The organism is Moraxella sp. I5G, from assembly GCF_055193055.1.
In genome coordinates, this window is sequence record NZ_JBUXLH010000006.1 from 13,982 (window position 1) to 39,696 (window position 25,715).

General features: G+C 37.9%; 19 protein-coding genes. 15 read left to right on the forward strand and 4 right to left on the reverse strand.

Annotated features, from left to right (window positions below; genetic code table 11):
- Window positions 1-172: 172 nt before the first annotated feature.
- Window positions 173-1,273: a hypothetical protein gene (locus tag ACZBKJ_RS04475; RefSeq protein WP_463199730.1), complete on the reverse strand. Its 1,101-nt coding sequence runs from the start codon at window positions 1,271-1,273 to the stop codon at window positions 173-175.
- 39 nt (window positions 1,274-1,312) lie between these two features.
- The gene (locus tag ACZBKJ_RS04480; protein ID WP_463199731.1) at window positions 1,313-2,266 is read right to left on the reverse strand and encodes an acetyltransferase; all 954 of its coding nucleotides are present in this window, start codon (window positions 2,264-2,266) and stop codon (window positions 1,313-1,315) included.
- Between the two features lie 315 nt (window positions 2,267-2,581).
- On the opposite strand from ACZBKJ_RS04480, the gene ACZBKJ_RS04485 reads away from it, so the two are divergent.
- The 3 genes from ACZBKJ_RS04485 to ACZBKJ_RS04495 all read left to right on the forward strand — a co-directional run bounded on the left by ACZBKJ_RS04485 (window position 2,582) and on the right by ACZBKJ_RS04495 (window position 5,103).
- Window positions 2,582-3,250, forward strand: a complete 669-nt coding sequence (locus tag ACZBKJ_RS04485) for an OmpA family protein (RefSeq protein ID WP_463199732.1) — start codon at window positions 2,582-2,584, stop codon at window positions 3,248-3,250.
- A 267-nt stretch (window positions 3,251-3,517) separates the two neighbouring features.
- Window positions 3,518-3,775: a (Na+)-NQR maturation NqrM gene (nqrM, locus tag ACZBKJ_RS04490; protein WP_463199733.1), complete on the forward strand. Its 258-nt coding sequence runs from the start codon at window positions 3,518-3,520 to the stop codon at window positions 3,773-3,775.
- Between the two features lie 98 nt (window positions 3,776-3,873).
- Window positions 3,874-5,103 carry an MFS transporter gene (locus tag ACZBKJ_RS04495; protein ID WP_463199734.1) on the forward strand — a complete coding sequence of 410 codons (1,230 nt, stop codon included), beginning with the start codon at window positions 3,874-3,876 and terminating at the stop codon, window positions 5,101-5,103.
- Window positions 5,104-5,145: 42 nt separating this feature from the next.
- Here the strand turns inward: ACZBKJ_RS04495 and fabF are convergent, their stop codons facing one another.
- Window positions 5,146-6,468: a beta-ketoacyl-ACP synthase II gene (gene fabF, locus ACZBKJ_RS04500; protein ID WP_463199735.1), complete on the reverse strand. Its 1,323-nt coding sequence runs from the start codon at window positions 6,466-6,468 to the stop codon at window positions 5,146-5,148.
- A 202-nt stretch (window positions 6,469-6,670) separates the two neighbouring features.
- Window positions 6,671-7,948 carry a citrate synthase gene (gene gltA, locus ACZBKJ_RS04505; RefSeq protein WP_463199736.1) on the reverse strand — a complete coding sequence of 426 codons (1,278 nt, stop codon included), beginning with the start codon at window positions 7,946-7,948 and terminating at the stop codon, window positions 6,671-6,673.
- Between the two features lie 649 nt (window positions 7,949-8,597).
- Between gltA and sdhC the strand changes: the two genes are divergently transcribed.
- The 12 genes from sdhC to ACZBKJ_RS04565 all read left to right on the forward strand — a co-directional run bounded on the left by sdhC (window position 8,598) and on the right by ACZBKJ_RS04565 (window position 25,689).
- Window positions 8,598-8,987: a succinate dehydrogenase, cytochrome b556 subunit gene (gene sdhC, locus ACZBKJ_RS04510; RefSeq protein WP_463199737.1), complete on the forward strand. Its 390-nt coding sequence runs from the start codon at window positions 8,598-8,600 to the stop codon at window positions 8,985-8,987.
- Complete coding sequence (sdhD, locus tag ACZBKJ_RS04515) at window positions 8,987-9,346, forward strand: succinate dehydrogenase, hydrophobic membrane anchor protein (RefSeq protein WP_463199738.1); 360 nt, start codon at window positions 8,987-8,989, stop codon at window positions 9,344-9,346. Before sdhC ends, sdhD begins: the two co-directional genes overlap by 1 nt.
- Before the next feature lie 49 nt (window positions 9,347-9,395).
- Window positions 9,396-11,246, forward strand: coding sequence for a succinate dehydrogenase flavoprotein subunit (gene sdhA, locus ACZBKJ_RS04520; RefSeq protein ID WP_463199739.1), 1,851 nt, complete (start codon window positions 9,396-9,398; stop codon window positions 11,244-11,246).
- Between the two features lie 93 nt (window positions 11,247-11,339).
- A complete protein-coding gene (locus tag ACZBKJ_RS04525) occupies window positions 11,340-12,050 on the forward strand; it encodes a succinate dehydrogenase iron-sulfur subunit (protein WP_463199740.1) in 711 nt (236 codons plus the stop codon).
- A 298-nt stretch (window positions 12,051-12,348) separates the two neighbouring features.
- Complete coding sequence (locus tag ACZBKJ_RS04530) at window positions 12,349-15,201, forward strand: 2-oxoglutarate dehydrogenase E1 component (protein ID WP_463199741.1); 2,853 nt, start codon at window positions 12,349-12,351, stop codon at window positions 15,199-15,201.
- Window positions 15,202-15,292: 91 nt separating this feature from the next.
- The gene (gene odhB, locus ACZBKJ_RS04535; protein ID WP_463199742.1) at window positions 15,293-16,495 is read left to right on the forward strand and encodes a 2-oxoglutarate dehydrogenase complex dihydrolipoyllysine-residue succinyltransferase; all 1,203 of its coding nucleotides are present in this window, start codon (window positions 15,293-15,295) and stop codon (window positions 16,493-16,495) included.
- A gap of 70 nt (window positions 16,496-16,565) precedes the next feature.
- Window positions 16,566-18,011, forward strand: coding sequence for a dihydrolipoyl dehydrogenase (lpdA, locus tag ACZBKJ_RS04540; protein WP_463199743.1), 1,446 nt, complete (start codon window positions 16,566-16,568; stop codon window positions 18,009-18,011).
- A gap of 147 nt (window positions 18,012-18,158) precedes the next feature.
- Entirely contained in the window at window positions 18,159-19,340 is a 1,182-nt protein-coding gene (locus ACZBKJ_RS04545) for a polysaccharide biosynthesis/export family protein (protein WP_463199744.1), read from the forward strand.
- On the forward strand, window positions 19,340-20,467 hold the full coding sequence (locus ACZBKJ_RS04550; protein ID WP_463199745.1) for a hypothetical protein: 1,128 nt from the start codon (window positions 19,340-19,342) through the stop codon (window positions 20,465-20,467). Before ACZBKJ_RS04545 ends, ACZBKJ_RS04550 begins: the two co-directional genes overlap by 1 nt.
- Window positions 20,460-21,260 (forward strand): ABC transporter permease, encoded by an 801-nt coding sequence (locus tag ACZBKJ_RS04555; protein ID WP_463199746.1) that lies wholly within the window; start codon window positions 20,460-20,462, stop codon window positions 21,258-21,260. Before ACZBKJ_RS04550 ends, ACZBKJ_RS04555 begins: the two co-directional genes overlap by 8 nt.
- Window position 21,261: 1 nt before the next feature.
- Window positions 21,262-21,909, forward strand: a complete 648-nt coding sequence (locus ACZBKJ_RS04560; RefSeq protein ID WP_463199747.1) for an ABC transporter ATP-binding protein — start codon at window positions 21,262-21,264, stop codon at window positions 21,907-21,909.
- A gap of 30 nt (window positions 21,910-21,939) precedes the next feature.
- Window positions 21,940-25,689 (forward strand): CDP-glycerol glycerophosphotransferase family protein, encoded by a 3,750-nt coding sequence (locus tag ACZBKJ_RS04565; RefSeq protein ID WP_463199748.1) that lies wholly within the window; start codon window positions 21,940-21,942, stop codon window positions 25,687-25,689.
- Window positions 25,690-25,715: the final 26 nt, after the last annotated feature.

The following is a 25,715-nucleotide window of genomic DNA, read 5'->3' on the forward strand; positions in this document are numbered from 1 at the left end:
ACCGTATCCATATTGATTAAAATATCCATCCAACTGGAGTGGATTTTTATCTATTACAAATTTTATGCCATATTATTTTTTATTTTGTATTATGATGATTTAATACATTAAGATGACTGTATAAATAATAAGCATTTTATCTGTTATTGTCTATCTGTTTATAAAAAAAATTCTAAGGGAGTGGCAATTGTTCTTTATGTTTCCATTGTTGAATTTTGATTTGCTTTTCAAAGGCCGTTAAGCCATCATTAATGACATCACCAACTAATTTTTCAAGTTCAGGGCGCGTTGTATCAAGCTCAGCGATGCCTTTGGCGATATGCACAACTAACGCATCTAAAGTTTGACTACTAAATAAATGTTCATTTACCGCCAAAGTAACATTTTCACCAATATGTTTACCAACGTGGGTGATTTGGTTTTCAATAAGACTGCCAGCAATGGGAATCAGTTTTAGATATTTACGAAGTTCAGGCGTATCCGTGAGTGCTTTTTCAACCGCTATGCCAATATCTAAAGATAGCTTTTTACCTGTATCTGCTAAAAAAGCCCCTTGAAGCTTGGGCAATAGTTCACTTCGTAAAATGTCCAAAATCACTTTTTCTAATTCAGGACGATTTTTGTCAATCGTCGATTGTACTAAAGCTTGATGAGTTTTTGATTGAGAGAGCTGCTCGCGAAAATTATCAATGGCTGTTAAAATAACTCTATCAGATAATTCCTCTAAAATGACATGATAATAAAATTGTGCAGAATTTAACCATTTTTCTGGAATAACCTTGATATTCATACTGTGTAGGCGTTTAATAATCACGCCTGCACGTAAAAGCCTTAACGCACGTAACGCTGGAAAACAGCCTAAAGCCTCATACCAATGTACAAAAGGAAAGAAAAACCAGCGAAAATAAGTTTTTTTAATGATGGCACGCATCCAACGCAAAATCAGCTCTGCTATCCAAAAAACGGTAAATACACCGCCAATCGCTGAAATGGTTGTGTGTTCATGAACTTGATAAGTAGTTAGCATATCACCAAAACCAAACCATTGAGCAAATTTGGTCGCAAAACCACTCATTAGGATTTTGTCAGTCATAATAAGCAGCAAATCTAAAACCAAAAGAAGTAACATGATGATATCGTAAACAATCTTGGTTTTATTTAGCGATATGGTTTCTTTGTCCTGATTAAATAAAGGAATCACATCATCAGGAATTTCGTTTTGTTTGGGTGTTTTTAAATCTTGTAAAGATGGAGTTTGTCGTATTTTTGTCATGGGACGATTGCCACTATGAGTTATTACCAATATTGATTACTAGCATGATGAAAAATCTGAAAGCATGGCATCAATACGAGCATCTTTGGCTTGCCATGTAGTATCCAACCAAGTGTAAAGCTGATGCTTGATGGTATCATCACTGCTATATTTACCCTGTTTTAGTGCGTCCAATAATTCACCACTCATTTTGGCGTGACGAATATCCACCGCTAATTTTGAAATGTTGCCCTGCCATAAATCACGGTATTGAGGTATGCCATCAGGATACACAATGGTCATGTCTAAAATCCCATCAATTTTATCACCAAGCATTTGTAAAGCAAGAGCAAAGCCACCCGCTTTAGGTTTTAATAAATGTCGATAGGGTGAATTTTGATGGTTGTGTTTTTTGGTTGTAAAACGCGTACCTTCTAAATAATTTAATAATACAAAAGGTTTATCCTGTAGTAATGCACAAGCACGACGAGCCTCATCTAAATCTTGACCAGCAAGCGCAGGGTTTTTGGCAATGGCTTCTTTGCTATGGCGTTTCATCATTGGAAAGTCTAGCAAATAAAACGCTTGACCTACAATAGGAATGTATAAAAGTTCATGTTTGGTAAAAAATCGGGTAATTGGCAATCGACCAGCGCTAATATATTGAATAATACTGGTATCTACCCAAGATTGATGATTGCAGATTAGTAAGTATTTGCCATCCGCTTTTAAATCATCGCTAATATGAATTCGCCAATCTTTTTTTGGTAGCACCGTATCTATTAGTGTATTGTTGGTATTTATCCAGTGATTGGCGATTTTAATAATGGCTTTATCAGCATATTTGGATTTGCCAAATACTTTAAATGCGCCCGCCAAAAATAATGGAGAACCAATCATTAAACTATTCAATCCAATTACGCCAGCATTGGCAGTTAGACAGAGTTTTTGAGCAAGCATTGGTGATTTTTCATGCACTATTTGCAATAGCGGAATGGAATAACGGCTGGACATGGCAGGATAAATAAAAAAACAAAACCATTCATTCTACCAAAGATTTTAAAAATCTTTAATATGGTTTTAATGAGTTATGGAATAAACTACGCAAATTTGACAAATTTTAACGTAATAGTAACAACTTTGCGATGGCATTAACATTTTGCCTTTTAGTTCTTAGGCATAAAAATATTACCAAAAGATAAATAAAAAACACTACTAATTAACTACACACTAGCAACATAAAAACAAGAACTTTTTAGATAAATGGTATAGAATAATAGATGATATATTACCATTGGTGATGTATGCCAAAATAGTTGAGGAGCTTTTATGAAAAAATTACTTGCAGTTACAGTAATGAGTGCCAGCATGGTGATTTCAGGTTGTGCTACTACAGGCGGTACTGGCGGCGGTCAAATGTCAGATACTGCTAAAAAGTCAGGGTTGGGCGCGTTAGCGGGTGCAGTTCTGGGCGCAGGTATTTCAAAAGCCACTGGCGGTGAGCATACCAAACGTGATGCCGCGATTGGTGCGGTTCTGGGCGCAGGCGTGGGTGCATATATGAGCCGTCAAGCCAAGCAAATCGAGCAAGATATGGCAGGCACAGGTGTAGAGGTCAAACAAGACCCACAAACTGGCAATATTGATTTGGTAATGCCTGGTAATGTAACGTTTGCTAATGATGATGCAACTATTAACCCTGCGTTTTATGCTAATTTAAATCAGCTTGCCAGAACGATGATGAATTATAACCAAACCACCATTGTGGTATCTGGTCATACAGACAGTAATGGTAGTGATGCTTATAACTTGAATCTATCACAGCGCCGTGCTTTATCAGTTAAAAATTATCTAGTTGGTCAAGGTGTGCCAGCAAGCCGTATTCAAACCTTGGGTTATGGCGAATCTAGCCCAATCGCAGATAATTCAACAGAATATGGTCGTTCACAAAACCGTCGTGTGGAATTAACCATTAACGCACCACAATCTTTAAATTAACCATTTAATCCAATTATTAAGTTGGGGTTAATGTAATGGTAAAAAATGGATACTTTGTATCCATTTTTATTTTTGTTAATTTATAACATATAAATCATACAAAAAACACTGCAAAAGAGTAAAAAATGCTTTTGAATAAAAACAGCTAATAGATTGAAATAATAACCATTTTTATTTATTATTCATTTTACAATTATTATCAATTATTAGGCGACACCTGATTAAATTTTGTTTATAATGGAATAAATTCCCTATAAGGAAAATTTTATGCTCAGTGATTTATTCCATCAATTTTTACCCATTTTTTTTATTACGTTTGGTGTGCTTATTTTGTTTTTTTTATTCATGGGGATTGGTTATATTTTTAAAAAACAACCCCTAAAAGGTTCATGTGGCGGTGTAGCGAATTTGATGGGTGATGAATATTGCCAGTTTTGTGGTAACGACCCCAATAAATGTGAGAGTGGCCAAGCTGAAATGCGCCAAATTCAAGAAAAAGCAGGCAAACTTGCTAAAAAGGTCTGAGATTTTTTGATGTTATCTGTTCTTTGATTTTATCTAAAAAAATGGGTAAACTGCCTGACTGATGTCAGGCTTTTTTATATGGATATTTTGATTAAATTATGAGCAACAATAATATCAATGATGATTTTAATAAAGATAAGAAATTTTTATACATGATACTGGTTTTTTTGATTTTATTATCGGTAAATATGCGTTCCCCCATCGTTATGATAGGTTCTTTGGCAGATATTTTAAATCAATCGCTTGGATTGTCTACATTATATTTGGGGTATTTGGGGGCTTTACCATTGCCATTATTTGCTTTAGGGGCGCTGATAACACCACGTCTGATTGCCAATTTTGGACTGATGAGGCTGATTGTTGTTGTAACTACGATTTTAACAGTTGCAATTTTGCTGAGAGTATGGGCAGGGATGATTGGAGTTTTTATCGGGACGTTTGTATTATCTTTAATGATTGGTATCTTGAATGTGGCAATTGCTCCATTTATCAAACAATATCTACCTAATCACATTACCATCGCTACAGGAGTTTTTAGTTTAAGTATGTCCGTATCAGCAGGTTTTTTAGCTTGGCTGGTTGTTCCTTTGTCAAAGATGCTAAACTGGCAGTTTTCTTTGAGTGTTTGGGCGATATTTGCTGCATTGGCGGTATTAATTTTTATCATTAGAATTCAAAAAATTAGCCAGGTCAATGGTGTTTTCAATCAAAAAACAAATCAAAATTTAACCATAAATAATGGTTTTCAGACACACTTTTTGGTTTGGAAAAATAAAATGGCATGGTGTTTGGGAGTCTTTTTTGGTCTGCAATCATTGTTATTTTATAGCGTGGCAAGTTTTTTATCGCTGGTGGGCGTTAGTTATGGTTTGTCTAATGAGCAAGCAAGTGTGGCGGTTTTGGTTTTTCAATTTGCTGCTCCTGTAGCAATTTTTATGATGACTGCACTGATAAAAAGAAATTTTTCTATAAAAATTATTGCATTCACTAGCGCTATTTGTAATGCAGTTGGTGTATTTGGATTGATTGTACTGCCTGATTTTTTGTATCTATGGTCGGCAATGATGGGCTTTGGCGGTTCAGCAATTTTTACGTTGGTACTTATGTTATTTTCCCTAAAAACCAGCAGCCTGCAAGCTGCTCGTGATTTATCAGGTATGGTGCAGGTAGTTGGTTATGTCATTGCATTTTTTGGACCTTTGATTTTAGGTCAATTATTTCACAAAACAGGCGATTGGCAATTGCCTTTATGGACGCTTTTTGGGCTGATGGCATTTAATATTCGGTTTGCAAATTGGGCAGGAAATGAGAATAAAATTGATGTTTGAGTGATATCAAAATAAAACGCCATAAGACATGGCGTTTATTAATTAGTGTTCCCAAATTTTAAAGATTAAACTGCCATTTGTGCCACCAAATCCAAAACTGTTACTTATAACATACTTTAAATTAGACACCAAACGCTGATGGTGGGGGATATAATCTAAAGTACAACGAGGGTCGGGATTATCTAAGTTAATCGTTGGTGGAAGAATTTGATGTTGTAGAGCTAGCACACTAAAAATTGCCTCAATAGCACCGGCTGCTCCAAGTAAGTGTCCTGTCATAGACTTGGTAGAACTGACCAAAATATCATTGCCAAATAAAGCAGTAATCGCTGCACTTTCGGCGATATCACCTGCAGGGGTGCTGGTGCCATGAGCATTAATATAACCAATTTGGGATACATCAATTGCTGCATCATCAATGGCATTTTGCATGGCACGTCTCGCCCCTTGTCCATCTTCTGGCGGTGCGGTGATGTGGCTGGCATCATCACTCATACCAAATCCCGCTAGTTCAGCTAAAATTTTTGCACCACGAGCTTTAGCGTGAGCAAGGCTTTCTAAAACTAAAGCTCCAGCTCCATCACCCAGCACAAAACCATCACGGTCTTTGTCAAATGGGCGGCTGGCTTTTTGTGGGCTGTCATTACAGTTAGATAGTGCATGCATGGCTCCAAAACCTGCCATGCCAAGTGCTGTAGATGCTTTTTCACTGCCACCAACCAAAACAGCATCCAAGTCGCCATATGCAATCAGCCTTGCTCCAAGTCCAATAGCGTGAGTGCTTGTGGTGCAAGCAGTTGCAGTGGCAAAATTTGCCCCTTTTAATCCGTGACGAATAGCAATCAATCCTGCGGGCATATTGATGATGGTGCCGGGAATGATAAAAGGTGAAACTTTGTTGATTCCAAGTTCTTTTAAAGTGTCTCTGCTGTTTTCTAAGGTTTGTAATCCGCCAATTCCAGAGCCCATAATCACACCAAAGCGTTCATTAGCAACATTGATGGGTAAAAAATCACCTGTTATACCATCAATTAATTTTGCATCAAATAGTGCCTGAGCTGCAACCACTTGTGCATAATGCATAAATTCATCATAACGGCGAACATCTTTGGGATTTAAAAACTGTTTGGCATCAAAATTTTTAATCAGTCCTGCAATGCGTGAGCGAAATTCAGTAACATTTTCATTTTTAACAAATTTTTCTATTTTAACGATGCCACTTTTGCCTGCAATGAGGTTTTGCCAAGTGGTGGAAATATCATTGCCTAGCGGCGTGATTGCCCCCATGCCAGTAATGACAACACGTTCGTAATCAGAACGTTCATAGTGTGGAGGCTTGGTAGGTCGCATAAAGGTGGCTGTCATGATGTTGTTTTCCGTCAACAAAAACCGTATATTAGCATGATTTTATCGAGATTTACAGTTTACGTTTGTTAATTTTTAAGATTTTATCTATTTTAATATCTAATTTTAATTGTATTGGTTGTTTTGATGGTTTGTGTGGTTTTAAAATAAAAAATTTCCCAAAGCCAAAACTTTGGGAAATTTGTAAGAATGCAAGTTTGGATTATTTGCGATCTTCGATTTTTACGAATGCGCGATGTTTTTCGCCAATATAACGCTGACGTGGACGACCAATTTTGAATGGTTCTGAGTGCATTTCTGTCCAGTGGGCAATCCAGCCTGCGGTACGTGCCAAAGCAAAAATCACAGTAAACATAGAAGTTGGGATGCCAATGGCTTTTAGAATGATGCCAGAGTAGAAGTCTACGTTTGGATACAATTTGCGCTCAATGAAGTATGGATCAGATAAAGCGATGCGTTCAAGTTCCATGGCAAGAGCAAGTTTTGGATCATTTACGCCTAAAGCTCCCAATACTTGGTCGCAAGTTTGCTTCATGACTTTAGCACGTGGGTCAAAGTTTTTATAAACGCGATGACCAAAGCCCATTAATTTAGCTTCACGGCGTTTAACTTTTTCCATAAATTCAGCAACGTGTTCTACTGAGCCAATTTCATCAAGCATATTAAGCACTGCTTCGTTTGCGCCGCCATGTGATGGTCCCCAAAGGGCAGCAATCCCTGATGCAATACAAGCGTATGGGTTTGCGCCAGTTGAGCCTGCTAGACGCACGGTAGAAGTAGAAGCATTTTGCTCATGGTCAGCATGTAGGGTGAAAATCTTATCCATGGCATCAACCAAGATAGGATTCGGCTTGTAATTTACGTCGCCCGGGGTGGCAAACATCATGTATAAAAAGTTTTCAGAATAACTAAAATCTTTTCTTGGATACAAGAAAGGTTCGCCGATAGAGTATTTGTAACTCATTGCGGCAAGGGTTGGCACTTTAGCAATTAAATCTACTGCGGTATCATCACGGTGAGCAGGGTCAGAGATGTCCAAATGATTGTGGTAAAATGCAGATAATGCACCAACCACGCCAATCATAATTGCCATTGGGTGAGCATCACGACGGAAACCTTCAAAGAATTTACGCAGTTGGTCATGCACAGGCATGTGGTTATTTACACGAGCATAAAAAGCATCTTTTTGCTCTTGAGTAGGTAAATCACCATATAATAAGGCATAACAAACCTCTAGATAATCAGCATTGTCAGCCAAATCATCAATAGCGTAACCACGATGCAACAGCTCGCCTTTATCGCCATCAATATAGGTTAGAGCAGACTCAACTGGAGCTGTCGCCATAAAGCCGGGGTCATACGTCCAAAAACCCGCTTTTGAAACAGCGCTTACATCCAATACAGGACGACCTAGCGAGCTTTCCAACACAGGCATATCATATTCTGTACCATCTACAACTAATTTAACTTGTTTTGTCATATTGACCTCTTCTTTGTTTGATTCCGTTTTGCATTTGCTCTTTTATTCCATTCATCAGAGCGCCTACAAAAACTATAAACATAACCCATATCAACCCTGACCAAGGCTATGATGTCCTTTTATGCTAAAAAACAGAACAACCCTGTTCAGATTATGTTTTAGCTGTGATGATAATACCGAAACTTTAAATAACTTACAAGTTTTATTTTTAATAATTTTTTTTATTATAAAAAAATATAAAATCAAAAATAATAATGGAAAATATAAAATAAATATCCGCTTATTAAGCATAACCGAAATAATTTGTAACAATATTGCTAATTATTGAAGTATTTTTAACAAAAAATGCCAAAATTTACACAAAACCGCCAAATTTATTTGTAAAATTTTTCTAAGCGTTTTATAATTTGAGCAACTTAACTTAGTCGCTTTTTTAAATGATAACCACTTACATTACTTAAAGTTTTGTTTGTTTTTATTTTTTTGTAAAGCCTTAAATTTGGTGTTTGTTGTTAAAAAATTGAATGGTACACATTTACTTGCCAGTGAAAGCGTTGCGTGACAAGGATTTGGTTTAAAGTGCTAACATGTTTTTGACAACCAGCCAGCTATCCCTTGCCATTTTTTTCGGCGTAATTTTAAGATAAGGATGCCCGCTGTGAAAAGCAACCGACCGATTAACCTTTCTTTAGGTCAAGTGATTGCGGTGAACTCAAAATCGCCTATCGCTATGGCTTCTATTTTGCACCGTGTTTCTGGCGTGGTGCTGTTTTTGCTTGTACCTGTCATGCTGTGCATTTTGCAAACTTCACTTGCTAGCGAAGCAGGATTTAGCGCTGTTTTTGACAACATTGCTTTGCGTTTTGTGGCGTGGGTATTTGTTGCCGCAACTGCTTATCATTTTGTAATGGGTGTGAAACATTTACTGGCTGACCTTGGCATGAATGAAGAGTTTGCTTCAGGTAAAACAGCAGCAGTAATTGCTTTTGTGATTGCCTTTGCCTTGATTATAGCTTCATTTGTATGGGTGATGTTCTAATGTCAAAAAATAGTTTTAGTGTAAAAAGTGCATCAGGCTTGACAGGTTCAGGTTCGCGCGATTGGTTTTTGCAGCGTTTAAGCGCTGTTGTTTTGGCGGTTTATAGTCTGGTAATGATAGGATTTTTCCTAACCAACGACGTCACTTATCAAACCTGGCATGCCTTTATGAGTGCTACAGGCATGAAAGTCTTTACTTTAGTAGCATTGGCTGCTTTGGTGTTTCATGCGTGGGTGGGTATGTGGACAGTATTTACTGACTATGTCAAAGCAACAGGTTTGCGCATCTTTTTACAAATTGCAACGGTAACAGCAATTTTTGTTTATTTGTTCTGGGGCATGATGATTTTTTGGGGTTAAGTTTCCAAAAATTTAACGTTTCTCCATAGCTATATAATTAGGAATTAACATGGCATCAGCACAAGATAATAAAATTCACAACGTCCCAACTTTAAATTTTGACGCTGTTATTGTTGGCGGTGGTGGTTCTGGCATGCGTGCCTCACTTCAATTAGTTGAAGGGGGTATGAAAGTTGCCGTTTTAACTAAAGTTTTCCCAACTCGTAGCCATACTGTAGCTGCCCAAGGTGGTATTGGTGCGTCTTTGGGAAATATGAGTGAAGACAACTGGCATTTTCACTTTTATGACACTGTAAAAGGTTCTGACTGGCTTGGTGACCAAGACGCCATTGAATACATGTGTCGTGAAGCACCCAAAGTTGTATACGAACTTGAGCATATGGGCATGCCTTTTGACCGTAATGCTGACGGTACAATTTATCAACGCCCATTTGGTGGTCATAGTGCCAATTATGGCGCAAAACCAGTGCCACGTGCGTGCGCTGCTGCAGACCGTACAGGGCATGCGCTATTACACACTTTATACCAAAAGAATTTGGAAAAAGGCACTCAGTTTTATGTAGAATGGATTGCTTTGGATTTAATCAAAGACCATAATGGCGATATTAATGGTGTGATTGCTTTAGAACAAGAAACTGGTGATATTGCACTTTTCCAAGCCCATACCACTGTATTGGCAACAGGTGGGGCAGGTCGTATTTTCCGTGCATCAACCAATGCCTATATCAATACAGGTGATGGTTTGGGTATGGCGGTGCGCGCAGGTATCCCATTGCAAGATATGGAATTTTGGCAATTCCACCCAACAGGCGTGGCAGGTGCTGGCGTGCTATTAACCGAAGGTTGTCGTGGTGAAGGGGCAATTCTTCGCAATAAAAATGGCGAAGCCTTTATGGAGCGTTATGCTCCAACTCTAAAAGACTTGGCGCCACGTGATTTCGTATCTCGTTCTATGGACCAAGAAATTAAAGAAGGTCGTGGCTGTGGACCACATGGTGATTATATCGTGATGGATATGACTCACTTAGGTCATGCTGAAATCATGAAGCGCTTGCCATCAGTATTTGAAATTAGCCATAATTTTGCTAACGTTGATATTACCAAAGAACCAGTACCTGTTGTACCAACCATCCACTATATGATGGGCGGAATTCCAACCAATATTCATGGTCAAGTTACAGTGCCTGACCTAGAAGCGGGTGTTGATGAGGAAGGTTTGTACGCAAAAGGTAAAGTGATCAAAGGATTATACGCTATTGGTGAATGTGCGTGCGTGTCTGTACACGGGGCAAACCGCCTAGGTACAAACTCATTGCTTGACCTTGTGGTCTTTGGTCGTGCTGCAGGTCAGCATATTTTGGATGAGTTTGCTAATTCTGATTTAAGCTATAAGCCAACCAATCCAAATGTACTTGACTTTACCAAAGCACGTTTGGATAAATTGCAAAATTCTACTTCAGGCTATAACGCTCAAGAAGTCGCTGATGAAATTCGTGCAACCATGCAGGCTCACGCTGGTGTTTTCCGCACTCAAAAACTGATGGATGAAGGCGTGAAGAAGATTTTAGCGCTGGAAGAAAAAGTTAATAACATCCATTTGGCTGATAAATCACAAGTCTTTAATACCGCTCGTATTGAAGCCTTAGAAGTTGCTAACTTATATGAAGTTGCCAAAGCAACCATGATTTCAGCATCACTACGCCATGAATGTCGTGGAGCGCATAACGTTCTAGATTATGAACGTGATGCCGACGATGATTACGCACCACTTGGGCGTAATGACCATGACTGGATGAAACACACCCTTTGGTATTCTGAAGGAAACCGCGTGATTTACAAACCTGTACGTAAGACTCCGCTAACTGTGGATTATTGCGTGCCTAAGGTTCGTACTTTCTGATTTAGCATCTTCTAATTTACCGATTTTAGATAATTAAAGCAGAGTAAAGCCAAGAAAAAGCCAAACTCTGCTTACAAATCACGGAGACAGATAATGAGTCGTGGAACTCGTACTATTGAAATCTACCGCTATGATCCTGACAAGGATAAAGCCCCATACATGCAAACATACACCATTGAGCTGTTAGATTCTGACCGTATGCTGCTGGATGTGTTATTACGTCTAAAAAAACAAGATGAAACTTTGACATTTCGCCGCTCTTGCCGTGAGGGTATTTGCGGTTCTGATGGTATGAATATTAATGGTAAAAACGGCTTAGCTTGTTTGATTAATATGAATACTTTGCCAAATAAGATTGTTGTGCGTCCTTTGCCAGGTTTGCCTGTAATTAAGGATTTGGTTGTAGACATGAACCAGTTTTATGCACAATATGAAAAAGTGCAACCATATCTGATTAATCGTCAGCCACCACCAGCCACTGAACGTTTACAATCACAAGCAGACCGTGAAAAATTAAATGGTTTGTATGAGTGCATCTTGTGTGCGTGCTGTTCAACATCATGCCCATCATTTTGGTGGAACCCTGATAAATTCTTAGGTCCATCAGCACTGCTTAATGGTTATCGCTTTATTATTGATAGTCGTGATACTGATACCAGAGCCCGTCTTGCTCGTCTTGATGACCCGTTTAGTTTGTTCCGTTGTCGTGGTATTATGAACTGTGTTTCGGTTTGTCCAAAAGGATTGAATCCAACAAAAGCAATTGGACATATTCGCAACATGCTTCTTGAAGCAGCCAGTTGATGAACTGATGTTAAAAAAGCCGCCATTTATGGCGGTTTTTTAGTGTTTATTATGATTGTTGTGCTGCATATTTTATAAATATAATGTTGTTCATAATTATTTATATTAAAGTCAATTTTTCAAAATTCCTGATGGATAAAGCGGTATTTCGGTGTTAATGTAACTTGTCTTATTGATTCAAATGGCGTACACTATGCAGATGAATGTTTGACCTAAAAAAATCAACAACTTTTTGATTTTAACCAAAATAAATCAATTGAAGTTTGAGTAAATCTTAACCCAAAAAGTGGCGATTATTATGACACAAAATAGCAAAGATATAATAGCTTATCAAAGTACCGAATTAACCGCCGATGGCGCTGCTTATGTAGAAGCCCTGTATGAAGATTATTTGGCGGATAAACAAAGTGTTAGTCCTGAATGGCAGGCTTATTTTGCCGAATATTTCCAAGAAAATGATGCCCCACATAATGCCATTAAAGAGCAGTTTTTGCTATTGGCAAAAAATCATAATCGTCCTATCGTTACCGAAAATTCCCCCACTATTGGCGATGCCAAACAAATGGCGGTACAGCAGTTAATCAGTGCTTATCGCCGTCGTGGGCATCGTCATGCCAATCTTGACCCATTAGGGCTGCAAAAACGGGATGTTGTCGAAGATTTAACTTTAGAATATCATGGTTTGTCAGCAGCAGATTTGGATACCATTTTCCCAACCACCTTGATGTACATTGGCAAAAACGAAGCCACTTTGCGTGAAATCATTGAAATCTGTGAGCGCATTTATTGTGGCAGTATTGGTTACGAATACATGCATGTGTTTACTGCTGCTGAAAAACGCTGGATTGAAGAATATATTGAATCCAATCAGGGCTATATCAAATTTGATACTGAAAAACGATTGGAAATTTTTGAGCGTTTAACAGCTGCCGAGGGTTTAGAAAAGTATCTTGCACGTAAATACACGGGTGTAAAACGTTTTGGTTTGGAAGGCGGCGAGAGTTTTATCCCTGCAGTGCATGAAATGGTTCAGCGTGTTGGCAAATATGGTGCTAAAGAAGTTGTAATTGGCATGGCGCACCGCGGTCGTTTGAATTTACTTGTTAATATTATGGGTAAAAACCCATCGGTGTTGTTTGATGAATTTGATGGTAAAATTCAGCCAACCGCTGGTTCAGGCGATGTAAAATATCATAATGGCTATTCATCAAACGTCATCACCCAAGGCGGCGAGGTGCATTTAGCGCTGGCGTATAACCCATCGCATCTTGAGATTGTCGCTCCTGTTATGCTTGGTTCTGTACGCGCCAGACAAGCTCGCCGTAGTGAAAAATATGGTTATGATATTGATAACAGTACTGTGTTACCAATCGTGGTACATGGAGATGCGGCACTTGCAGGTCAAGGCGTTAACCAAGAAACCTTCCAAATGTCACAAACTCGAGCTTATAAGACAGGCGGTACAGTTCATGTAGTGATTAACAACCAAGTTGGTTTTACCACATCTCGTCCAGAAGATGCTCGTTCAACCGAATACTGCACCGATGTTGCTAAAATGGTGCACGCGCCTGTGCTGCACGTTAATGGCGATGACCCGGAGGCCGTGGTATTTGCTGCCCAACTGGTATTGGATTATCGTACCAAATTTGGCAAGGATGTAGTACTTGATATTATGTGCTATCGCCGTAATGGTCATAATGAATCTGATGAACCTATGGCAACTCAGCCTTTGATGTATCAAACCATCAAAAATTTACCAACTACTCGCACTAAATACAGTCAAAAATTGGTTGCTCAAAATGTTTTAAGTCAAGAACAAAGTGATGAGTTTGAAGAAAAATATCGCCTAGCGCTAGATAATGGTCAAGATGTGGCAAATGGTTTGGTAAAAGAACCAAATACTGATTTGTTTGTGGATTGGAAACCTTATTTAGGTCATAGTCTTGAAGAAAATTATAATACAGGCGTTCCTGTTGAAAAATTAAAACAATACGCCCATGCGCTTGCCAAAGTGCCAGAAGGTTTTGAATTACAACGTCAAGTTGCCAAGGTGCTAGAGCAACGTCTTTCCATGCAAACAGGGCAAGAGCCATTAAACTGGGGTGCTGCTGAAACCTTGGCTTATGCATCTTTAGTAGATGAAGGTTCACTGGTTCGTATTACTGGTGAAGATGTGGGGCGTGGTACATTCTCGCACCGTCATTCAGAGTTGTTCAATATGAAAGACGGTAGTATGTACATTCCGCTACAACACATTTCACCGAATCAAGCACGCTTTGCAACTTATAACTCGCTACTTTCAGAAGAAGCAGTATTGGCTTTTGAATATGGTTACGCATCTACCATGCCAAACGCCTTAATTGTTTGGGAGGCTCAATTTGGCGATTTTGCTAACGGTGCCCAGGTTGTGATTGACCAATTTATTTCATCAAGCGAAACTAAGTGGCAGCGCGTTTGTGGTCTGACTATGCTTTTACCACATGGTTTTGAAGGTCAAGGTCCAGAACATTCCTCAGCTCGTTTGGAGCGTTATTTGCAGCTTTGCGCTGAAGAAAATATGCAAGTGATTACCCCAACAACGCCTGCTCAAATTTTCCACGCTTTACGTCGCCAAGTGGTGCGTCCCGTGCGTAAACCATTGGTAGTAATGTCGCCAAAATCGCTGCTTCGTCATCCATTGGCAGTGTCAAATTTATCAGAACTTGCCGATGGTCAATTTGAAACAGTCATTCCAGAAATTGACGTTATCAACAATGACAATGTAGTGCGTTTAGTTCTTTGTGGTGGTAAAGTTTATTACGATTTGTTAGAGCAACGTCGTAAGTTGGGTCTAACGGATGTAGCAATTGTGCGTATTGAGCAGCTTTATCCATTACCTGAGTCTCGCATTATTGAACAATTTGCTAAATATCCAAATCTTGAGCAAATCATGTGGGCACAAGAAGAACCATTAAACCAAGGCGCTTGGTACTATTTAGCGCCAGAGCTTTATCGTTTACAAGCCAGTGGTTTGACAGCTGCCAAGGTGGTAGAACCAGCAGCACGTCCAGCGGCAGCTGCGCCAGCGACAGGCTCGCCAAAAATTCACCAAGCTCAACAAAAAGCAGTCATTGCCAAAGCTTTGAATGTCAAAGTTGAAGAGCTAAAATAAACATAACCTAGGTCAAGCCTATTTTATTGGGCTTGGCCGCTTTTGTTTTTTAATTTCAAATTAAACAAGTTGTAAAACTTAGGAGTTTTGTATGGCTGATATTAAAGCCCCCGTGTTTCCAGAATCTGTGCAAGATGGTACGATTGTAGAATGGCATGTTGCTGAAGGTGATGGCGTTGTTCGTGACCAAGTACTTGCTGAAATTGAAACTGATAAAGTGGTTTTGGAAGTGGTTGCTCCAGATAATGGTGTTTTAACTAGCATTATCAAAGGTGTAGACAGTACAGTTTTATCTGATGAAGTAATTGGTACTTTTGAGGCGGGTGCAGTTGCCGAGCCAAAACCTGCAGAAGCAAAACCTGCAGAAGCAAAACCTGCAGAAGCTCCTCAAAATACTGCTCCAGCTGCTCCAGCTGCTAAAGAGGGTGAATTTAAAGATCAAAGCCCAGCGGTACGTAAAGCTGCTAAAGAAACTGGCGTTAATCCTGCTGATGTACAAGGTACAGGTCGTGGCGGTCGCGTAACCAAATCTGATATGGTGAATCCAACACTCAAAGGTGATAACGGTCAAGTGATTGCTACTGCAGTGGGTCAACGTATCGAAAAACGTGAACCAATGACTCGTCTGCGTAAACGTATCGCAGAACGTTTATTGTCAGCAACCCAACAAACCGCTATGTTGACAACTTTTAACGAAGTTAATATGAAGCCTTTGATGGATTTGCGTGCTAAATACAAAGACCGCTTTGAAAAAACTCATGGTGTAAAACTTGGGTTTATGTCCCTATTTGTTAAAGCGGCTACCGAAGCACTAAAACGTTTCCCAGCAGTGAACGCATCCATTGATGGTGATGATATCATCTATCATGGTTATTACGATGTTGGTGTTGCGGTATCTAGTGATCGTGGTTTGGTTGTGCCAGTACTTCGTGATACCGACAACATGGGACTGTCTGATATCGAGGCAGGCATTCGTGATTATGCTATCAAGGCTCGTGAAGGCAAGTTGTCTATTGATGAAATGACTGGTGGCACATTCACTATTACTAATGGTGGTGTGTTTGGTTCACTGCTTTCCACTCCTATTATTAATCCACCACAAACAGCAATTCTTGGTATGCACGCCATCAATGAACGTCCAATGGCAGTTAATGGTCAAGTAGTAATTTTACCTATGATGTATTTAGCGCTGTCTTACGACCATCGTTTAATTGATGGTAAAGATGCAGTACGTTTCTTGGTAACCATTAAAGAGTTAATTGAAGACCCATCAATGCTTTTGCTTGATTTGTAATTATTTTAAATGCCTATCATTATGGTAGGCATTTTCCATCTGGTTAATTTTTTAAAAATGAGAAAAAATTATGAAAACTTCTTATGATTTAGTCGTAATTGGTGGCGGTCCTGGCGGTTACGAGGCCGCGATTCGTGCAGCTCAACTTGGTTTTAGCACAGCATGTATTGAAAAACGTGTTCACAAAGGTGAACCTGCACTTGGTGGAACGTGCCTAAACGTTGGCTGTATTCCTTCAAAGGCTCTGTTAGATAGCTCACATCGCTATGAAGCCACTAAACATGAGCTTGCTGAACATGGTATTACTACGGGTGATGTAGCAATTGATGTTTCAAAAATGTTGGCGCGTAAGGATGCTATTGTTAAGGGATTAACCGCTGGTGTGGCAGGTTTGTTAAAGGGCAATGGCGTCGACTGGCTGCAAGGCTGGGGTACATTGATTGATGGTAAAGGTGAACAAAAAACCATTAAATTTGAAGCCTTAACAGGCGAGGAAACAACCATCACCGCTAAGTACGTTATTTTGGCGGCAGGTTCTGTACCAATTGAAATTCCTGTTGCTAAAACTGATGGCGAATACATCGTAGATTCAACGGGTGCATTAGAATTCAGTGAAGCTCCAAAACGTTTAGGGGTGATTGGTGCTGGTGTTATTGGTCTTGAATTGGGTTCAGTATGGCGCCGTTTAGGTAGCGAAGTTGTTGTTTATGAAGCGATGCCTGAATTTTTGGCAGCTGCTGATAAAGATATTGCTAAAGAAGCAGCTAAACTGCTTAAAAAACAAGGTCTTGACATTCGCGTGGATACAAAAGTTACCAATGCTGAAGTGGTTAATGGCGAAGTTGTGGTAACCACAGATGTTAAAGGCGAAACGAAGACTGAAGTTTTTGATAAATTGATTGTGTGTGTAGGTCGCCGTGCTTATAGTGAAAAATTATTGGCTGAAGGTTGTGGCATCACTTTGACTGACCGTGGATTGGTAGCAGTGGATGACCAGTGTAAAACCAACCTAGATGGTGTATATGCGATTGGTGATTTGGTGCGTGGTCCAATGCTTGCTCATAAAGCAATGGAAGAAGGTGTCATGGCGGTTGAGCGTATTCACGGTGAAAAAGCCCAAGTGAATTATGACACCATTATCAGTGTGATTTATACGCATCCAGAAATTGCTTGGGTGGGTCTAACCGAACAGGCCGCTAAAGAAAAAGGCTACGAAGTGAAAACAGGTAGTTTTAATCTATCTGCTAACGGTCGCGCCCTAGCTCAAGGTGAGGGTCAAGGCCTTATTAAAGTTATAGCAGATGCCAAAACAGACCGTTTGCTTGGTTTGCATATGGTTGGAGTTAATGCAGGTGAAATTGTCCATCAAGGTATGATTGCACTTGAATTCGTCTCTAGTGTGGAAGATTTGCAATTGATGATGTTTGCTCACCCAACCGTATCAGAAGCAGTTCACGAAGCTGTATTATCTGCTGATGGTCGTGCTATTCATGCAATCCAACGTAAAAAACGCTAATTAATTGTGTAAAAAAATTGCAGAGCAAAAAAGTGGGCATCTTTGCCTGCTTTTTTGTTTTAGTTAGGGTAAAATGCCTATTTATTATTTTTGTATAAAATTGTGTTATAATGTGGAAACATAATACTATGATTAAATAAGACTGATATGGTGAAACAAACCCTTAAGTTTACTCTAAGTATGTCCATTTTGGCAATGCTAATATCACTAAGTGGTTGCCAAGCATTAACTAAATGGCAGCCTTCTTCTGGACCTACTAAAAAGACAATAGAAAATCAAATAGATACAGAAAACTCAGGTTTAACCATTATCGATATTGATAACCGTATTGCTTTTTTAACCTCTCAATCAATTCCTGTTCGCCGTTTTTCTGACTTTTATAAAAGCTCTTCTACTTTTAATAATACCATTAGTGCAGGCGATGTGGTGGATGTTTCTATTTGGGAGGCGCCCCCAGCTTTGCTTTTTGGCACCGCCAGTGATATTTCGGGATTGAGTGGCTCTAAAGAAGTGAAGCTACCTGAGCAAATGGTGGATAATAAAGGGCAAATCACCATACCGTTTGTGGGTAAAATCAGCGTTTCAGGTAAAACTCCCGAGCAAGTTCAGACCATGATTGTTAAAGGGTTAACTAAGAAGGCTAATAATCCCAGTGCTGTTGTGCGTATTGCCAAAAATAATTCCGCTGATGTTACAATCGTAGGTGAAGTGACCAACAGCACACGTATGCCTCTAACGGGCAAGGCTGAGCGCATTTTGGACGCATTGGCGGCAGCAGGAGGTACTAAGCACCCATCAAGTCGTATCAGTGTTCAGTTAAACCGTCGTGGGCAATCAGTAGAAATGCCTTTTGATGCCATTATTAAAGACCCTCGCCAAAATGTTATTTTACAAAAAGGCGACGTAGTATCCGTTAATTATCAAACCAAGAGTTTTACAGTACTTGGTGCAACTGCCAAAAATACTGAAATTGATTTTGAGGCAGGCGGTATTTCACTGATGCAGGCGTTGGCAAGAGCAGGTGGTTTAAATGATAATCGTGCCGATGCTCGCGGTGTATTTATTTTTCGTCAAGAATCAGCTAATATTTTAACGCCTCAGCAGCGCGCAGCATTGCCAATGCAGCTGCAGTACGCTTCTGAGGTGCCTGTAATATATCGTTTAAATCTAAAAGAGCCAATCAACTATATTGTTGCCCAAAATTTTGCTATCAAAGATAAAGACTTGATTTACGTGTCAAATGCGCCTGGCGTTGAGTTTCGTAAATTTATTTCTTTGGTTGCTCAAGGTATGTATATTGTAAATACGGTTGATGATTTGAGTAAATAATGATGGAAAGTTCAGTTAAAAAACCTAAAATTAACCGTATTGTTAAATATTTTGACCCTCTGTTTTGGCTGTTTGTGGTATTACCAACGATTGTTTTGGCAATTTATTATGGTTTTATTGCATCTGATGTCTATACTTCAGAATCTAAATTTGTTATCCGAAGCCCAAATCAGCGTTCAGTTTCGGGTATTGGTATGGTGCTACAAAATATTGGTTTTAACGCATCATCTGATGACAGCTATTTGGTAAGAGACTATTTATCATCACGAGATGCAGTCCAAAACTTAAAAGCTAAATTGGATATCCAAACAAAATATTCTGCCAAATCTGTTGATGTGGTTAGTCGTTTTGGAACAATTAAAGAACCAACTTTTGAAAATTTTTATGAATATTTTAATAAAAAAATAAAAGTTGTGTATGACCCTGCATCGTCCATTTCGTCTTTGCAAATAGAAGCTTATACCGCTAAAGATGCCCAAAATATCAATGAAGAATTGCTTAAAATGAGCGAAGAGGTCATTAACCGCATTAATAATAATGCCAAAAATGATATTTTAGTTGCATCTGAAAAAGAAGTGCAAGAAGCTCAAGAAGTCTCAGCAAAAGCCGCTGAAGCCTTGGCAAAATATCGAGTAAAAAATGATGTATTTAATCCAGAAGGGCAATCAGCGATTGTATTACAAGAAATTTCAAAATTGCAAGATGCTTTAATTCAGGCTGAAACTCAGCTGACTCAGGCTCGAGAAATTACCCCAGAAAACCCTCAGATTAAGGCAATGGAAACCCGCATTAAAAGCCTAAAAAAAAGCATTGCTGATAAATCTAAGTTAGTAACAGGGCCTTCTGATATTTCTTTTAGTAATCGTTCTGTTGAGTATCAACGTTTACAATTAGAAAAGGAACTGGCGGATAAACAGCTTGCTTCAGCGATGGCAACTTATGAGCAATCTAAAAATGACTTTAATAAAAAGCAGCTTTATTTAGAAAGATTAGCAATGCCATCCCTACCTGATGAGGCCACCAAACCTAAACGTTTTAAAAATACATTATCCGGTTTTGTATTTGGACTTTTACTTTGGGGTGTGGTGCGATTGTTTGTGGCAGGTGTAAGAGAGCATAATGACTAATTATCTTTCGTCCATAAAAAGCTTTCATCACTCGTTTAAAATCCAGTTGCGTGTAATTTATGCTTTATTAATGCGTGAAATTATTACGCGTTATGGACGGCATAATATTGGCTTTGCGTGGCTATTTGTTGAGCCAATGATTTTTACTTCAGTGATTGCTTTATTTTGGAATGCTACTCGAGATATGCATCAAAGTGGAGCATTACCAATTGTGCCATTTGCCGTAATTGGGTACTCTATTGTTTTGTGTTGGCGAAATAGCGTAGGGCGAGTAACCAAAGCAATTAGTGCTAATACAGGGCTTTTGTATCATCGTAATGTGACGGTGATTGATGTGTATTTAGCTAGAATTTTTTTAGAAGTTTTTGGTTCTTTGGTTTCCTTTTTGGTTTTGTCAGCAGTTTTTTATTTTTTTGATTTGATGCCACTACCTGATGATTTTTTATATATGGTATTTGGTGGGCTGCTATTGATTTGGTTTACTGTTGGATTTTCTTTTGTAATGGGCTGTCTTTGTGAGATGTCTGAAGTATTTAACCGTTTTTGGGGTGCGACCACAATTATTATTTTTCCAATTTCTGGTGTGGCTTTTTTTGTACATTGGTTGCCCAATATTGCACGTGAATATATTTTATATATTCCAATGGTGCATTTTACTGAAATGATTCGTCATGGTTATTATGGTGATGTAATTCCCACTTATGAAAATATTGGCTATATTGTAGAGTGTAATCTAATGTTATCTTTTGTAGGATTGACGTTATTACGCTATGTAGAAGACAATCTGGAATGATATGATACGGCTAGAGCATGTGACTAAAGCATATCCTTTTGGTAAGGGCAAAAGAGAGGTTCTTAAGGATATTAATTTTACCTTACAAAAGGGTGAAAAAATTGGCATACTTGGACGAAATGGTGCAGGTAAGTCAACATTGGTTCGGGTTTTAGGTGGCGCAGAAAAACCAACATCAGGCAAGATAACCAAAAATATGAGCATATCTTGGCCTTTGGCGTTTAGTGGGGCATTTCAAGGCAGTCTAACAGGTGTGGATAATGTACGTTTCGTGTGTCGCATCTATAATAAAGATTATCATGAAGCAATGATGATGGTAGAGTCTTTTGCTGAGCTTGGTAAATATTTGTATGAACCTGTAAAGGTTTATTCATCAGGTATGAAAGCAAGACTTGCTTTTGCGATTTCTATGGCAGTAGATTTTGATTGTTATTTGATTGATGAAGTGATTTCTGTGGGCGATGCCAGTTTTAAACAAAAATGCCAAATAGAATTATTTGAAAAACGGGCTCATAAATCCATGATTTTGGTATCCCATGAGCTAAATATTGTTAAACAGTATTGTGATAAGGCTGCTATTTTAAAAGCAGGTGAAATGACTGTTTATGAGAATATGGATGAGGCTTTTGAGGTGTATAAGATGCTCTAGGTAACTTGGCATCGAGCATTAAGGGAACTTATGAAGTTGTTAGATGATATTGAAAAGAAATTAGTTGAAAAATTGCCAGTTAGGGATAAAATAACCCTCCAAAGACGTTTAAACAAACTTAAAAGAGATCCAGAAGCTTTTTTTAAGGATTCCTATTATAAACGTAAAGAGCAGATAAAAAAATACCTTCCCTTAAAATACGAAGGTAATAATCAATTTACAATCGTTTCGGCCGTTTATAACGTCGAAAAATACCTTGATGAATACTTTGACAGTATCGTCAAACAAAGCTTGAATTTCAAAAAACACATTCAAATCATTCTAGTAGATGATGGATCAACCGATCATTCGGCAGAAATCATCAAACGATGGCAAGCCAAATTTCCCCAAAATATCCATTATTTTTACAAAGAAAATGGCGGCCAGGCCTCGGCACGCAATCTAGGTTTGCAACATGTTGAAACCGAATGGGTAACATTCATAGATCCAGATGATTTTGTTTCTCCTAATTATTTTTGGGAAATAGATAAGGTCTTGCATCTAGAGAAAGAAGTTACATTAATTTCTGTCCCTATAGCTGTTTATAAAGAAAATACAAGGAGCTATTCTTATGACACAGCTCCCCTATCATATTGCTTTAAAGATAATATTAAAAAAATTAGAATTAGTGATCTAAAAAATAAAATACAATTATCCGTCTGTACCGCTCTCTTTAAAACCAAAGTAATCCAAAATAATGGATTATGTTTTGATGAAAAAATTAAACCTTCTTTTGAAGATGGGAAATTTGTAGCTGATTATTTTTTAGCACAAACAAATGAATATATATATTTCTTGGATACAGTATATTATTTTTATAGAACACGTGAAGATGGAAGCTCAACAACTAATACTCAATGGCAAAAGAAAGAAAAATACATAGATGTTTTTAAATATGGCTATCTTGTTGTGTTTGAAAATTATATGAAAAAGTATAACAATGTACCATTAAACATCCAATTTACTTTTTTATATTTTGCTATTCAGTATATTAAATTACTTATAAAAAATGAACAGGCCGTCAGTTTCTTGACTAATTATGAAAAAGAGGAATTTCTACGATTATTCTACAAATGCTTTAACTATATAGATAAGCAGACAATTATGCAGTTTCATCTGCATGGATGTAGCTTTTTTTATAAATCAGGCATGATAAATCTTTTCAAAAATGAAGAAGTTAATTTTAAAATGGTATATGTTAATAAAATTGACTATTCGAATAACTTGATAGAAATATGTTTTTATGCAAAAGATGATGTGAGTATGGAATATTACATAAATGGAAAATATTCTATTCCTGCATTTAGAAAAGAAAAAGGCTATTCTTTTCTAGATAAAACTTTTATAAATGAATATCGTATATGGCTTCTTATTGATGAATTCAGTACTACTTTAGAAATAAAATCAAAATCTACAGTTAAAATAGTATATAATAAACAAGAATATACTGGTAATTTTTTATTAAATACAACCACCAAGAACAATCCTATTTCTATTACTGAAAAACCTTGGATTTTTATTGATAAGGAAACCAAGGCTGATGATAATGCGGAACATTTATATAGGTATATAGCTAAAAAACATCCAAACCAACCAATATATTTTGTATTGAATAAAGATTCAATAGATTGGACTAGATTAAAAAAGAGTAATTTTAATCTCTTAGAATTTAACTCACCTTTATTCAAGAGAATATATAAAGAGGCATCTGTAATTTTCAGCTCACATTGCGATAAATATTTTACAGAATATTTTGGTCGTGATACATTGAAAGATAAGAAATTTGTATTTCTTCAACATGGGGTGATTATGCATGATCTATCAGAATGGCTGAATAATGTTCCTAAAATAGATATATTTTGTACGTCTACAATCCCTGAATACAATTTTATCGGAGGAGAAAAAAGTCCTTATAAATACTCATATGAAGTTAAACTAACTGGTTTAGCAAGACATGATATGTTAATGCGTAAAGCTAAAAAATATAAATCTTCAAAAAATATTGTAATTATACCTACATGGAGAAATCATGTAGTTGGCCCACTAAAGTCGGGAAAAGTAACCCGTGAATTAAATCCCGATTTTAAAAATACAGATTATTTTAAACACTGGTATGAGTTCCTACATAGCCATGAGGTTAAAAGAATTTTAGATGAGTATGGATATACATTAACATTTATTCCTCATCCTAATATTACTGACTATCTGCCTTTGTTTAACTTACCTGACTATATAGAAAGCCCAATTAATGCGGAAGATTTTTCTATTCAGGATTATTTAGCTCGATCTTGTCTTTTAATAACTGATTACTCTTCTATTACATTCGATATGGCTTTTTTAGAACGTGGTACTTTATATTACCAATTTGATGCAGATACATTTTTTTCAGGTAATCATACCTCTAATAAAGGGTATTTTGATTATAAAAGAGATGGTTTTGGTCCTATCGCATATAGTCTCCAAGAATTATTAGATAACTTACAAAAATTTGTTATGAATCATAGAAGAATCTATGAGTCATATAAAACCCGTCTTAAGAACTTATACCCTAATCGTGATGGAAAAAATTGTAAGCGTATTTATGATGTAGTTATGTCTTTACAGGAACCAACTCGCGTAATTGATGAAGATCGTTTATCTTTATTAAAAAATATGATTAACAGATCGGAAAGTATTCATGCATGGGACTTAGCAGCAAGACGTATCCAAGTTCTGCTAGATACAGGGCGTCTGGATACGGAAGAAACAGCTGATTATCGCCATCGTTATCTGAACGCTTTATTTGAAAGCAAACAGTTTAATACATTGCAAAATCTGTTACCTGATTATCCTGATATCGCAGGTTACTGGCATGCGAAAATGGACTTATATATCGGTAATGCTGTCAAAGGGGCGGAATTTTTTGCTGAAAACGAGCATATAGGAACGCAAAATGATTTACTTGTAGCATTACTTGCAGCCTTGTTTCATCAAGCAAAAAGGCCGTCTGAAAAACTGTTTGCCCGGATAGGTACAGACTTACCCGACTCATATCAACCTTTGTTAGCCGTAGCACAAAAGCTATCGGAGCAAAATTATTTTGTAGCATTGGCTTTACTGAAAACGTATATTGATAGCTTGGACGATCGCAAAAAAGGCTATCTCAAACCCGAGCTATTGGCTTCTTACCTCTGTATGAAACTTGGTAACTTACAAGGCGCGCATCAGTTTTTGGTTGCTTTTGAAAACCATACTCAAAATGATCCAAGTTGCCGTATCGCTATTGCAAGACTTGCAAAATTACGTGGTGATTCTGAAAAACTATTTACCCAGCTTAACCGTGCCTTTGAAGAAAATCTGCTCTTAATTCCTGAAGATTTAACAGTCGATTATCTGAAAAAAATGTACGCTACCGGCAACACTGACGGCGAAGGATATCTATTGGCTCAACTGCGCCAAAAATATCCTGAGAATCCGTCTTTAGCCTTGTATGAAGCTGAAAAACTTGCCCAAAACCAAGATTGGGAGTCTGTCACCAAAATATTGGCTGATTTTGCACAAGCCTCACCTGAAACGATGTATCTTTATACAACTGCTTTATGCCGTCTGAAAAACCATCAGGCAGCACAACGTTATTTTGACAGTCTCTCTCTACAAGACACAGCAGCATATTGGAAACTGGCAGCTGAAATAGCCGAAGCTAAAGGTGACAAGGCATTACAGGCTGAGTGTCTGAAAAAACAATTGGCTTGTTTAGAGTAATCTCTGTCTTATCTTAAAAAAGGTCG